Below are 14,441 nucleotides of genomic sequence, written 5' to 3' on the forward strand. Positions count from 1 at the left end.
TTTTTCTCTTCTCGGCTTCTTTTATATTTGCCTACTTTTTCAACCGTAAAATTCATTCCGCCTATCGAAGTATTGGCAACCCCATGAATGAGTCGGCTAACAGTTCACTGTCACCGTATCATGTGTTTACTGCTCCCACTTCATGGTTGGAGTTGAACCCATATCCAATTCGATCATCCCTTCTTTTAGTATGTCGCTGTGAGATAAATAATTATTGGTATATGCTTTCCCTTTCAATTTAACAGACCGGATTTATATATATTTTCGGAAGAAGCATTATGGGCAACAAGGATAATTTTTTTGTTGTTTCTCAACTTTATCACGGCTTTCTTAAAACTCGGACTCGCAATCATGTAATCATGTAATAAGGTTTTTCCGCCCACAAACGAAGGATAATGCTCGTCCACGTCGTTAAAAGTGAGCAGGAGAAACGGATGCTCTGTGCAACGCTCTGTAAAACTTGCACTTATCTTCTTATGACATTTAACCTTAATAAAATAGATGATAGCGGCGGTATCATTTAAGCGATATTATCAATAATCCGGCATGAGGTCTTTAGGGATATCTCTTCTTTTGTTTCCGAAAACAAGATTCACGCTTAACGCCAAATTGACCCCTTTGCTTTTATAAGGTACCGGTAGCTTACGGGAAGACACGGAAGCATCGCCTTCATCTAACGGCAGCGGGGCATTGTTGAAAGAAAAGTAATCACCCGATAAACACCAGTGAATAAATCCGGTACGAAGCCCCATGGCCATGCCTGCGTTGCTCATTTTTCCATTCGTCAACGAATAGGAGAAAGACATATTGAAAGCACTGCCGGGTTTCAGATTGACCGACGCCGTCAATTCTTCATAAATATTCCGTTTCACTTTCATTGTCCGCGACAGCATACCCACACTGATTTTATTGTTGCGAAAACCATATTCGGCTGCAATATTCAGTTTAGGAGAAGTATAGGTGGTAAAAGAATGGGTCGCCTGTTCAGTAGTATAGGAATTCTTAAATGCGGTTTCTAAGGAATCCGTAAAAGCCTCCATGTTCACGGAATCCAAGTTGTTGATTTGGGCAATTCCTTCGAAAGTGTAATCCACGGAATACCCTACCCGTTTAACATTGCCGTTCCAACGAATCATCCCCAAATCGATCAGGGCTGCCGATAAAGTTAACCGTTCAGTAGTTTTATACGTAAAGCCGATATCGATACCTGCTCCCATCCCCGAAGGTTTGAGCCAACCGTTAACCGAAGAAGGTTCATTAAAGTCGATCGACTCTAAGTTGTCGCCCACGATAACTTCGGCCGGAGAAGAAATGTTTATCGATCCCTTTCCTTTTAATGTCCACGCTTCTATGCCGGCATTTAAATCCAAGTATTCATTGGAAGTGGAAACATTGGCTGTACCATACAAAAATTTAAGTTTACCTCCCACCGTCCACCGGTCATTTACTATTCTGGAATAGCCCAAAGCTGCTTCAGTATAGACAGAGGCATTGGCATTCAGATTTTTAAAATCGAAATAATTGTTCTCCGGATTCGGCGTGCCATAAAGCAACAGTTTCATCATCTCTTTCGGTAGCGATAATTGTCCGTCCACTTTTTCGGTAATTCCAAAAGTAAAATAAGAAATACCGCGACGGAATCCGAAGGAAAGCAAATTGAGTTGCAAATCGGTATTGAGCAACGTGTTCGAATGGAGTGACTTGTAAAATTTATCTTTGTCTCCCGCAGGATTCAAAAACCAGATGGTTTCTCCGTTCTGTTTATATACCACATCTTTAAGGGTCAACGAATTATTCCCGATACCTAAATAAGTATACCCCAACACAGGAAGTCCCAAATAAAAACTGTTCATCGGCTGAAAGGCAGGATTCAAAGCGTTGCGAACCGGCATATTGTCCATGAAATAAAGCGTATTGAGCTGTTGAGCCTTTACAGATAGAATGGAAACCATGCACAACAGACTGATGGTGGCTGAAGTAATCATTGTTTTCATGGGTATATTCAATTTTTATTGGAATCGGTATTTTTTACACTTCCCCGGACAAACATTCCCAATTTAACGCCAAAATAGTTGGAGGTCGTAAAATGAATAAACGAACGATCATCTTTACTGTCTATTCGAAACCGGTATGCGATATGGTTCGCTTTTTTTAAATCTTCTATCTGACTGTTCGTTAATCCAATTTCAATTTTTTGAGGAGTAACTCCTCCCTGTGTCACATAACCGCCGGCATCAATTGCAGGAGCATCGATAGGATAATCCGTATCCAAATCGGAGGTTATTTCCCTGTTGAGTGAATCCAACAGGATGATAGACAAGTCTCCTTTAATCGGTAACCCGTTTGAAACGGTAAGGATTAACTTGGCATTGTCGATACTTGCCTCTTCGAGTGCATCGTCGATATCGTCGCCTACATCCTTAATCGTATCGTTCAGTTCGTAATAACTTTCGGGTTTGAGATACAGGGGAATCTGAATCTTGTATATCACTTTGATTGCTGCATCGGGTGTGATAAAATTCGGTGTCGGGTCACGGTTGATCTTATCTTCGTCCAGACGAACGGTATACTTAAATTCAATCACATCAGGGAGGGTCGGATGATCGAAAAATTGATCGATAGCTCCATACTCCTTATTTATTTGACGCAATTGTTTCGCAACCCAAAGACCCGGCCGACCGGGTTTATCATTCAACGCTTCGGTGGTGAAATGATTGCCATCGAAAGAAGCATAGATTGCCTGCTCCGGAGCAGATTCGCTGTATGCTTTTACGTATGCCACATCAAGAAGCATATACGTTCCGATATTGCTTTTGACGGTAAGATCACATCGGGGATCGGCAAATTTGAAATTTCCATCCCACGTGAAAGAAGGCAAATCTAAATTCAGTTTGAATGTTGTGGCAGCAATTTCGGAGGGTTCGAATTTACCGTAGGCAACCTCAAATTGAAGTTGGGTAAATTTCAATTCAACGTTCACCATGGATGATGGTCTTACGGTAACGGGAGAATTCCCGGCTTTTAACTCGACCTTTACGGCAACGGGAATCCCGCTTGCATGAGCAGTGTTTATCGCAACATCCTGAATAGGGATAGAGTCCGCTTGATTAAAACCGGCAGGTACGTAAACAAGACTCAACGGTGAACCATCCGACTTGCGGACTCTCTCCGGCGGAAATTCCAGCGTAATCCGGGTATTGCCGGGTGATAATGATGCAATATTGGCAACATTCACCTTAATGGTCAACGTTGCGGACTTAATTTGTATGCTGTCAACGATTTCTTCCGGAGAACGATTCAAACCCAAGTCGATAGTGCCATTGCTTGTGACGGAGAAAGAAGAATTGGCAGGAATGGTTTGGGTGCCCATCGGAGAAACCGGGATTGACATGCTGAGCGGTTGCGAATACTCCCGCAGATCGATTTCCCTAAATCCCGATTCGATACTATCCACCTGCCGATAAAGAATTTCCTGTCCTTCGGTAACCAAAATGTTTTGGCTGTCCAGTTGGTGCACCAACTCTTCCATGCTCAGATTGGCTTCGCCAATGGGAATGGCCAATGATCCGCTCCATTGAATATCGGAAGAGATGTTCAGCAGGTCGATATCGTTCATGCACGACGGCAAAAAAGAAAAACAGAAAGTAATTGCCAAAAAACAATAAGTAACTACTCTTTTCATTTTCATCCAACTTATAAAGTTTAATAAAGTTATTTGTGAAAAATTGGATTTTATTTCGATTCAAAAGTATAATTTTATTTTAATATTCACAAGGATTTTTTAAAATTTTAGGTTTTAACATAAACTGTCAAGTTTCACAAGGTTGTTTATGGAGTATGAAAATTAAAAGACAAATCATCATCAGGATATAGGTATACCTGATGATGATTTTCGAGTTGGTTCTTGAATTTTAACAGGCTCTCTATCCTTGCTTATAAGAAGCTTTAGCCTCAAAAGGACTTACAGTCCGTTATCCCACAACCCACCGCCTTTAGGCGTGTGGTATGATGAGTTGATTCGTTTGTTTATTTCACTCTAAAAGTATACCGGTATTTCAATCCAAAAGTATACCAATTTAAAATAAATTCCAAGTTAGTTTTATCCTTTTTGGAGGTACCTCCAAAAAGGATAAAACGGGCGCTCTTATTTTGGTAGATGTTGATGTTTTCATTTCCCACTCATCATATCTCTGGTTTGTTTCAGTCGGTACGATTCCCCGTTCATATCTATCAGATAAGCCTTATGAGTTAATCTGTCAACCAGAGCAGCCGTCAATACGGGATCGCCGAAGATTTCTTCCCATCGATCGAATCCCAGGTTCGTAGTGATGATGGTCGATTTTCTGCCCGTTCTCAAAGAGAGATGATTGAAAAGCAGCTCCGCACCCTGTTTATCGAAGGAAACATAACCAAATTCATCGCAGATGACCAGGTCATATTTTTCAAATTGTGCTTCTACCTGTCTTAAAGTTCGCCCGGCATGTGATTCACGCAGCTGGGTCAATAAGCGGTGAACGGTGGTGAAGAGTACTTTATATCCCTGTATGCAGGCTTTCAGTCCCAGTCCTATGGCGATATGGGTTTTGCCCGTACCGGGATTGCCGGCAAGTATCACGTTTTGGGCGGAGGCTATAAAATCCAATCTTTCCAGTATGGGCAGTTTCTCTTGGGCAGCCGGTGGTAACTGACTGCGGTCAAGATCGGAAAGATACATCCTGGAGGGAAATTGTGCATTTCTTATCTGCGTCTTTTTCCGATTCTCAAGCCGTAACTCATATTCCCGTTCCATGAGCTTTAACAGATAGTCTTCATAGTCAAGCCTCTCCCCGGCGGCTTCCATGGCCAGTTCCTTGTAGTCTCGACGGAAGGCCGGCAGGCGAAGCTCCTTACTGTAGGTTATTATTTGTTGATTGACGGTATCCATTGCAATGGGTTTGATGCATTAACCGGGTGATTCCGGCAAGCTGTTCTTTGGCTTTCATACTTATGTTATCTTCTGATGCTCTGATCGGAGTTTCCGTAGGGATGTTTCCAACGAGGGCTCGTAGCTTCTCCACACTCACCACCCCCCGGGGTGATGCACCCAACAACCGCCGGAGGGATTCCTCCAGCTTTTCTTCACTTACCTTCTGTTCTCGACAGTAAGAAAGCAGTTCGATAAATTCGCGGGGTTCATCCCGAAAAAAATTCCGGTACAGCCCTCCCAAATAATGGTTGTCGGCAAGGGCCTGACTCCCGGCCAGTGCTCCCGGCTTTTTCTTAAAGGTGTCCAGATAATGTTCGATATCGATATGCCAGCTATGTTTTTCGTAACTTCGAACATGTGTGGCAACCCGTTTGTTCTGAAAATAGATTTCCAGCTTCCGGCTCTGAACATTTACCTCTACAAATTCTCCCACCAGATGATCCGGAACCGAATAACGGTTTGTCCGGTAACTGATGGTGGCATATTTATCTACACGGCACTGCTCCTGTTCACTGCAGATCATTCCTGCTGCGGGATGATGAATCAAAGCTGCGCTTTCTTCCCCAAACAGCTCGTCGGCACTCTTTCCTGTTCCCTGCTGGGGGGTAGCGTTCAACCTTTTTAAGGTGTCTTCCAGCCACTGCTCTGCTTGCTCAATATCGGCAAAGGTATCTTTTGAAGAAAAGGCTTTACGGCGTACGTATTCTACGCTGCGCTCTACATGTCCTTTCTCATTTCCCCGACGGATATTGCAAAACCGATGTCGGAACTGATAATGTCCACGCAAGCGCAGTAAGGCTTCGGTCGGTTCTTTTTCATGACGACCTACAAACCGTGCTACCGCTACGCGCATGTTGTCATAAACCATCTCTTGGAAAACGCCTGCGATAGCTTCGAAAAAACGCACATGGGATTCCATGAAAGCAAGTGTATCCTGCCGTTCGTAAATAAAAGCATACCGGTAATTGCTGTAGGCGGAGGTAAATACGGCAAGCTGTAACGATCGCCTTTTTCCCGATATCTCGAGTTTGATCTCACCCCAGTCAAACTCGCAAGTTTCTCCCGGCCGGTATACTTGACGAATATAGGCCTCTTTCCTTCCTTGTCGATTCTCTTTTTGCATGATGTAATTACACACCGTAGTGTAACTTATCTCGTGCCCTTGCCCTTGAAGCACTTCATGAATGTCCTTCTTTTTGAGCAGCTGCTTGACCAGACCCTGCTGCTTCTTTTGTTCGTTCTTTTCAAGTAACTCGTCTATAGCGGCCTCCACCTCACGAGTTAGTTTTATTTTTGTGCGAGGAGTAGTCATTTTATAGCAGGGCTCACTCGATAAATTGCCTGACTGGGCTGTTTGTACACTCTCGGCCGATTGTAACGCTTCTTCGTGCTCACAAAGATACTTTCTTATGGTCTTTCGACTAATTTGCAGATCTCGGGATATTTGTCTCTGACTTTTACCCTCACGATAGCTGCTGATAATAATTTCTTGTTTTGTATACATACTTATCATTTTTTATGAACGGATGCTATCCATTCTTGTTGGTAAGTGGTATACTTTTCGATTGAAATGTGGGGTACTTTTTGAGTAATATATACACCTGCTTTTTCTCAAACTGCTCGGCTCTGCCCTTCCTACACTTTGTACCCTGACTTCCTACACTTTCCTACACTTTCCTACGCTTTCCTACGCTTTCCTACGCTTTCCTATACACCCGAAACCCGCTCCCCATCTAACTTTCCTACACTTCCTACACTTCCTACACTGTATCGTCCTGATTTTTTACATTTTCTGCAAACGCATTCCGACAAGACAAGAACAAGACCCACCTTCTCCGTACCAAGTCCGTACCAAGTCCGCTCCATCCTCGCTCCAAGGCTGCACCATCCTCGCTTCGATTCCGCACCGTCGACGCACGTGAATCCCGCTTTGCATGCCACACATACGCAGGTTTGTCCTATACCGGACGCACCAAATCCGGTGCACTCGTCCCCCCTTAGGAGCAAGCATGAAGCGAAGGAAGAGCGAAGAAGACCCATCCAAACCCGATAAAAACAGCAACGGTATTTAAGTTAAAAAAATTACAAATTTAGCAGAAAACAAGAAGATCGGCAAGCTGAAAACCCCTGCCGGTCGAAATTGTAGCCGCGATGCTTCGCCGTCAACAAGCCGAAACCATCCTATCGGCAGGCGAAAAAATAATGAAAAGCGCAGCACACTTCAGTGAAAATGGAGCACAAACGTAATGCTTGTGCCTGGAGGACAAATGATATCGATATCAAAAAAAGTAATTTAAGGACAACCGAATGCCGCCAAGGACCGGAAAAGTGAAAAAGCCCTTAACCTGTTTCATTCATTCAATTGTCTGACTAACGTAGTGAATCATAAGGTATTCGATGTTTTTGGTTTTAAATATAAAATTATGATTTCAAAGTTTTTAGTTCTTGTTCCAACTCCTTTAACTTCAAATTCAATTCGACTTTTTTGTTAAATTGAGGGCAGGAAAGAACCTTCTTTTTGAGCTGCTCAATCTCTTTTGAAAGCGCACTTACTCTGGAATTATAGGCTGTAAGGTCGGAAATATTTTTTATACTGCTGTTTGATTGTGGAGATAATTGTCGGCAAAAATCAAAAAAAACGGTATCAATATCTTTCATTAGCTTGATGCGGTATGTATTTTCCGTTTTTTTGAACCACGGACTTGTATAAGTCCAATCAATAACCGATTTATCGTCATTTAGAGGTGAAGGGTGTTTTGCCGAAGCCGACAAATATACCTCGTCTGCAAACGAAACGATAAAGATGATATGATAAGGGATTGTTTTGTCGATTATTTCAAGAATGCTTTTAATCTCTTTTTTTTCTTTTAGCTCAATACTAAAAATTTGAATCTCTTCAATTTCGTTGTGAGGCAAATTTGTAGTTTCGGAAGAAAGCGTATTACACCACATAATTTTTGCAATATCATTGGTAAACATCGCTTTTTGTTTGGTGTTCGTAACCGAGTCAAAAAGACTTTTTGCTACAAATCGTCGGATAATCGTACTATGTGGCAAATCAAAAAATTCCATTTATCGCACGATTAAGAATGTGATTAGTTTAAAATCTTCCATTCCCTTAAATTTATTCTTACCGGATATTGTACCACCCGATCTGAATAAACTTAATATTGTTTTTTCTTCTTCGGTTTGCAATATGGAATGAATACTTTTTTTAAGCAACGAAGAATAGTGATCCATTTTGTAATAATCGTTTGTTTCTTCCGCGATTTTTCTGCAAAGGTCATCCATAGCATGACGTTTGCCATTACAAGCAAGCCTCATTGCATCCAATATTTTTTTTGATTCGATATGTTTCAAAAATAATTCACCGTTATTTTTGATATAAACCAAATAATAGGGGTGCAAACGATTGAGCTTATCGATATTCACATTCTCGTTGACATTTTTCAAGACAAAGATTGCTCCTTGAGGTAAATTCTCACCCTCCGGAACAACAGCATGCAACCCTTCGGGAACGTTTTTCGTTTCGTTGTAAACTTTAATAAGATTACTCAAATCAACACGAAAATCATTCAATCCTAAATCGGTAATAGAAACACCCTCCCGCAAATCCTCCAAATCGATCACCTCCTCTTTGAGCTTTTGAAGTTGAATTTTGCGGTACTCCATTTCCTTCTCTTCCTGATTCAGCACATTATCGTCGCCCGTGCCAGCCATATTGGCTATAAGCATACGATTTTCAACACGCTGCTTTAAATTGATATATGCATCGAGCGTAACATCCGGCCAAAAATTGACAAGCGTAATACTGTCGTTTTTTGATCCAATTCGGTCAATACGGCCAAAACGTTGTATAATGCGAACAGGATTCCAATGGATATCGTAATTGATCAGATAATCACAATCCTGCAGATTTTGCCCTTCGGAAATACAGTCAGTTGCAATGAGCAAGTCAATTGATTCGGTTAGAGTTGGGTAGATTTGCGATTTCCCTTTCGACAAAGGAGAAAAACAAGAAAGAATGGCATTCAACTCTGTCGGAATTTTCTTTTCTGAACAAAGGCGCCGGGATCCGGTTACCAAGGCAGTATTCAATCCATATTTCTTCTTGATGTATTTACTTAGTTCGTTATATAAATAGTAAGCCGTATCGGCAAAAGCCGTAAATATGATTGCTTTTTTGTTGTCTGGATTGAAAGGTTGAGATATTTTATCGTCCAACAACTTCTTTAACACTTGCAGCTTAGTGTCGCGTTCTTTTTCAATCGGATTAGTCTTGTTGAGCAAGTCGTTCAACAAAATTAAATCAGCCGTCAAATCCTCCTTCCATTTTGTTTTATCCAAATCCGCAAGGTGAATTTTCACCTTTTTGCCAATAATATTCTCTTCATCCCCCCAATCGGCTTCCCAATCGAAATTTTCATCGTTAATGTATTTTTGAATACCTTCGAGTTGATTATCAACGTCATTTTGTTCAATCGATTTCAATGTATTTTCTATCTGCTCTATGATTCCGGTGAGCGTAAGGCGAAATGAGTGCACAGAACTCTCAATCCGTTTTAGCAGATTAATTCGCATCAGGATTTGTAAATTCTGTTCACGATCCCGTTGTTTCAATCGCCCGCCTTTTCCTTCTTTTACGGTTTTGTCGTAGAGTGCTTCATAATACTCAATTCTGCTTGGCAACACATAGTTAAGTGGCGTATAAACCGATAAGTTCAGAAAACCGAGTTGTTCGGCAATATAGGCGAAACCCACGCTGTTGTCATCGGTCAAGGGACATTCGACAGAGACCGGCTTGTTGCGTTTAGGAAATGTGCCGATAGCAGTGGTATCGTAATAATTGGTTATGTGTTTGCGGGAACGGGCAATGGTAAGCGAATCGAGTACTTCAAAGAAATCGAAATCAAGCATATCGAGTAACTTCTCGGTAGTTCGTTTTGCCGTTTCCATTTTACTCCAACTGTTAAATGCCTTTTGAGCCTGATTGAATATTTGGTCGATGCTTTTTGAAGTAGCTAACCGATAATTGATTTTTTCGGGATTACCTTCGTAAGCCAAAGCCAATTGGTTGCGCAAATCGTTGAAACGATTGTTGACAGGCGTTGCCGAAAGCATCAGCACTTTGGTTTGAATACCCTCCTGAATAACTTTTCGGAGAAGTTTTTGGTATCGATTTTCTTTACCTGCCACGGTGTTGTTATTTCGAAAATTATGGGATTCATCGATAACGACCAAACCGTAATTTCCCCAGTTTACAGCTTCGAGGTTTCTACCGTTGCTTTCACCTTTTTCGCGTGAAAGGTCGGTATGGAATAACACATCGTAGCGAAAACGATCGTCGGCCAGCATATTGTTTTTGTCGTTATATCGATAGGTATTCCAGTTGGCCTCCAATTTTTTGGGGCAAAGCACCAACACATCCTTGTTGCGCATTTCATAATATTTGATAACGCCCAATGCCGAAAAAGTTTTACCCAATCCGACACTATCGGCCAGAATGCAACCGTTGTACTTTTCGAGTTTGTTGATCGCCCCAATAACGGCATCTTGTTGAAAGTTGTAGAGTGTATTCCAAATAACGGATTCTTTGAATCCCACTTTGTCGTTTGGAAGATTATCCAGGGATAAGTCCTCCAAAAAGTCGTTGAAAATGTTATAAAGGGTAACAAAATAGATAAATTCGGGACTGTTGTCTGTGTATGCATTCTCAAAATAATTGCGAACTCTGTCGCTAACATCTGTCAATTCATCATCGTTTTCCCAAACTTGTCTGAACCATTCGAGATAGGCTCTGCTATGGGGATATTCTGTTTGCTGAATTAATGTCGGGAAACCTTTACGTTGGGAAAGCCCCAAATCGGAAGTAGTGAAACTGCTTATGCCCGAATAAGCAAATTCGTTTTTATTTTTCCCTTCAATGTAAATGAGCCCATTTAATGGCATTCGATTTTTGTTGGATTTGAAGGCAACTTTCTTTTTTACCCAGTCGGCACATTCTTTGGCAATTGCCCGTTGATTGAGCCGGTTTTTTAAGCGAATTTCGAAGTCGCCGCCGCAAAGGTCGGCTTCGTTGTTGATATGAGGTATGTAAAATTGCCGTGCATCTTTCTTTAAATTTTCTTCAACGAAAGTAGGGGAACTGAAAATAAACTGTAATTCGTCAATCTGATTGAGTTCCTTTTTCAAGGCTTCGTAAGCATATATGGAAAATGAAGCCCCTGCAATATATAAGCGGCTCCCCTTTGTGATTGTCTGCTTTAAATCATCAATCAAACGGGTATTTACATTATCTATCAACTTCATTTCTAAAATCTATTTCAATTGCACCAATTCCATCAATTTATCGAAATTATTGACTACATCATATTTCACGTCAGCACCGGCAATTTCTTCGAAATGGATTTTTGCACAATGGATTTTCAAATTTTCGGTACCTCGCAACTCCATTGAAGAATCGGATCCTTTTGTTTCGGCCACAAAGTAAATGTAGCGGACTTTTTCTTTGTCGAAGACAATCGCCCAATCGGGGCTGTAACGACCAACGGGAGTAGTGATATAAAAACTTTTCGGCAGCTTGGCATATACCACCACTTCAACGGCTTGATCCAATGCTTTTGCAAATTCGGTTTCTATGCTTGAATCCGAAGTAAGGTGGTCGTAGATATGCTTTTTCAGATTGATTGAACTCCGAAGAACGGCGTTGTCGTTGGTAAATACCGTTTTTGCATCGTACTTATCTTCGATTTTGTGATATACAATGTTGTTGATTATCAATTTAGCTTTAGCCTCATTGATAATCTTGCCGACCTTGGCTATAAACTCTTCAGGATTCTTACGAACGAGATAAAATTTATCACCTTTTATTTTTTGCAAGATTGCCACAATTGTACGACGAGTCAGACTTGTTTGTTTTTCAATTTCACCCACAATGTCGTACACTGTTGTGTGAGACGGATTGCTTTTGAGTACGAATCGTTCCGTACTCGATTGTGTAATATGCGTTCTGTTATCCATATCCTGCTTTGTGCCCTCTGTTTTTTGTTCACCGGTTTTAACTTCATACACCATGTCGGCAATGTATAAATCGCCGTTGATTCGATTGGCACTTTCTTCAATCAGTTGGGGAGTATCGAAATTAACTTCGTAAATGGTTTTCAAACTGATTTTATTCCACAGCTCCTGAAATTCTTTCTTTTTGAAATTTTCGTTAGTTTGAAGAATCAATGTTGCACGCTCATTTTCAGGTTTGAACGTACTTTCCGTGTAGATTGATTTTAAAAGATTTACCACACTAGCCCGATACATTTCCAGGTTATCGGGTAAAGGAACAGCGTCTTTTTCGATTATTTCTTTACCTATGGGTGTTATCTTATCTTCTTCGTCGATAATATCGTTTTTATAAAGCAACTTGTTGATTTTCTTTGCATCGTCGGCTGTTATGCGATATTTTTCGCCCTTTTCATTTTCAACCAGTTTACTAATGAAAAAGTCCACTTCTGCTTTTTGCGGACGGTCTTTAAGTGTGGCTGCAATTTCGCTTTGCAAGCCTTTGGCAAAAGCCTCGTAACTTTCGGAAGCAATGACTGTGAGCACGTTGACTTTGTGCACTTCATCGCCAATCATTTCGTAATCCAAACGTACACCGGCCTGATTGACACACAAACGCATGCCACGTCCTACTTCCTGTCGGCGGCGAATTTCGCTACCTCCTTCAGGATTCTTCAGCGTGCATATTTGGAACACGTTAGGATTGTCCCAACCCTCTTTGAGCGCCGAGTGAGAAAAGATAAAGCGAACAGGTTCGTCAAGACTCAACAAACGTTCCTTATCTTTCATAATCAAATCGTAAGCCGAAACATCATCAGAATCTTCGCTGTTTTTCTTCAACGAAGGGTCGATCATTCGTTTTTTCTTTTTATCTATGGCAAAATAGCCTTCGTGAATGCGTTGCGCCTCGTCACGTTCCAAATAGGAAAAGTAATTTGGGAAATAACCCTTATACACCTGATTCGGATCCGTATTTCTCAGATAATCGTTGTATTCCTGTTGAAAAAGGTCGAGAAAATCGTTTTTTGCATTGTTATATTCTTCTTCAAAAATTTGAGCATATTCACCCGGGGACTCATCGCCATTCTCATCGTATTTGCGATAACGTTCTACCGAATCGATAAAAAACAAGGAAAGCACTTTTACGCCTTTATCGAAAAGCTGTTTCTCTTTTTTGAGGTGTGAAAGAATGGTTTCACGAATTTGCACACGCCGAAGTGTGCTATCGTTTTGATCGTTGATGATATCGCCGGGAAAAATATCAACCCCGCCGACAACAATTTTGTTTTGCGCACCATTGATCTCTTCGATCATCACATTTCGATACGCAGGCATTCCACCTGAAAGCTCGAAAAGATTGGCACCCTGTTCCAATTTCTTTCGTACGCGTTTTACTCCATGGGATGAACGCTGTTCAAACTCTACCAGAGCCAAAGGCGGCTTGTTGGTACTCAACATAATTTGCTCCAAATACAAATACCCGCTTGTTCCGGTACTGCTTTTCAGGCTGACTCCTTTTACCTGAATTTTCTTGACAAGGCGTTTGTTGTATGCATCGAGTGCGTCTAAACGATAGATCTTGTTGTATTCCACACGGTGCGTAGCCGAATAGCGCAATGTAAACAAGGGATTAAAGTCCTGCATGCTTGCCAGTGTTTTGGCGCCATCGACAGATTGAGGTTCATCGATAATCAAAATCGGATTGGTTTGCGAAATAATCTCTATCGGTTTTCGCGTACCGAACTGATCGAGCTCCTGATAGATACGACGGGCATCGGCACTACGGGCATTAAATGCTTGAGTATTGATAATCATCACACTGATGCGGCTGTCGGAGGCAAAGGTTTCGATATCCTGCGGATTACTCGAATTGTAGATAAAGGGTGCGATTTTGTGTCCGTACAGCTCTTGAAAGTGATCTTGGGTAAGTTGAAAAGATTTGTAAACCCCCTCACGAATAGCAATACTCGGTACAATAACAATATACTTGCTCCAACCATATTTTTTGTGCAGCTCGTACATGGTGCGGATATAGGTATAGGTTTTCCCCGTACCGGTCTCCATCTCAATGGTAAGGTGGTAACTTCTGTTCCTGTCTTCTTTTGGGCGTTCAATGGCAGTGCTTTCGTGTATATTGCCGGCTGCCTGTACTTTTCGGATATTCTCCAGAATACGCTGTTCAGTAATTTGAATGGGGCTGTTGCGATAACCGATCTCTTCGAATATCTCATTTTCGAACAATTCGGTAGCTCCGGCTGCTGCCAACTTTGCACGACGAATAATTTCGCTACTTCGCTCAAGGGTAAACCGATTGGTTTTCAACGGTTGCCCTTCGAAACAATCGACCACTGCCTGCACGGCATCTATCTGAAATTGTTGTTCTTTGAATTGTAATTTCATAACATTTCCTATTCACGGATAC

General features: G+C 41.5%; 7 protein-coding genes. All 7 read right to left on the reverse strand.

Going from position 1 to position 14,441, the window contains the following annotated elements; translation table 11 throughout:
- Positions 1-533: 533 nt before the first annotated feature.
- The 7 genes from OLM34_RS00280 to OLM34_RS00310 all read right to left on the reverse strand — a co-directional run bounded on the left by OLM34_RS00280 (position 534) and on the right by OLM34_RS00310 (position 14,419).
- Positions 534-1,994 carry a DUF5723 family protein gene (locus OLM34_RS00280; protein WP_264404395.1) on the reverse strand — a complete coding sequence of 487 codons (1,461 nt, stop codon included), beginning with the start codon at positions 1,992-1,994 and terminating at the stop codon, positions 534-536.
- 8 nt (positions 1,995-2,002) lie between these two features.
- A complete protein-coding gene (locus OLM34_RS00285) occupies positions 2,003-3,682 on the reverse strand; it encodes a hypothetical protein (RefSeq protein ID WP_264404397.1) in 1,680 nt (559 codons plus the stop codon).
- 486 nt (positions 3,683-4,168) lie between these two features.
- Positions 4,169-4,924: an IS21-like element helper ATPase IstB gene (istB, locus tag OLM34_RS00290; RefSeq protein WP_264404399.1), complete on the reverse strand. Its 756-nt coding sequence runs from the start codon at positions 4,922-4,924 to the stop codon at positions 4,169-4,171.
- A complete protein-coding gene (istA, locus tag OLM34_RS00295; RefSeq protein ID WP_264404400.1) occupies positions 4,887-6,470 on the reverse strand; it encodes an IS21 family transposase in 1,584 nt (527 codons plus the stop codon). The genes istB and istA overlap by 38 nt, the downstream gene beginning before the upstream one ends.
- Before the next feature lie 917 nt (positions 6,471-7,387).
- A complete protein-coding gene (locus OLM34_RS00300) occupies positions 7,388-8,038 on the reverse strand; it encodes a DUF4391 domain-containing protein (protein WP_264404401.1) in 651 nt (216 codons plus the stop codon).
- Positions 8,039-11,275, reverse strand: coding sequence for a helicase-related protein (locus OLM34_RS00305; protein WP_264404402.1), 3,237 nt, complete (start codon positions 11,273-11,275; stop codon positions 8,039-8,041).
- Between the two features lie 9 nt (positions 11,276-11,284).
- Positions 11,285-14,419, reverse strand: coding sequence for a type III restriction-modification system endonuclease (locus OLM34_RS00310; protein ID WP_264404403.1), 3,135 nt, complete (start codon positions 14,417-14,419; stop codon positions 11,285-11,287).
- Between the last annotated feature and the right edge of the window lie 22 nt (positions 14,420-14,441).

It is taken from the genome of Anaerorudis cellulosivorans (genome assembly GCF_025943985.1).
Taxonomy (GTDB): Bacteria; Bacteroidota; Bacteroidia; order Bacteroidales; family Dysgonomonadaceae; genus Anaerorudis; species Anaerorudis cellulosivorans.

Coding starts and splice junctions, on each gene's coding strand:
- istB (WP_264404399.1), bottom strand. CDS start 4,924: ATGGATACCGTCAATCAACAAATAATAACCTACAGTAAGGAGCTTCGC.
- OLM34_RS00280 (WP_264404395.1), bottom strand. CDS start 1,994: ATGAAAACAATGATTACTTCAGCCACCATCAGTCTGTTGTGCATGGTT.
- OLM34_RS00285 (WP_264404397.1), bottom strand. CDS start 3,682: ATGAAAAGAGTAGTTACTTATTGTTTTTTGGCAATTACTTTCTGTTTT.
- OLM34_RS00305 (WP_264404402.1), bottom strand. CDS start 11,275: ATGAAGTTGATAGATAATGTAAATACCCGTTTGATTGATGATTTAAAG.
- istA (WP_264404400.1), bottom strand. CDS start 6,470: ATGTATACAAAACAAGAAATTATTATCAGCAGCTATCGTGAGGGTAAA.
- OLM34_RS00310 (WP_264404403.1), bottom strand. CDS start 14,419: ATGAAATTACAATTCAAAGAACAACAATTTCAGATAGATGCCGTGCAG.
- OLM34_RS00300 (WP_264404401.1), bottom strand. CDS start 8,038: ATGGAATTTTTTGATTTGCCACATAGTACGATTATCCGACGATTTGTA.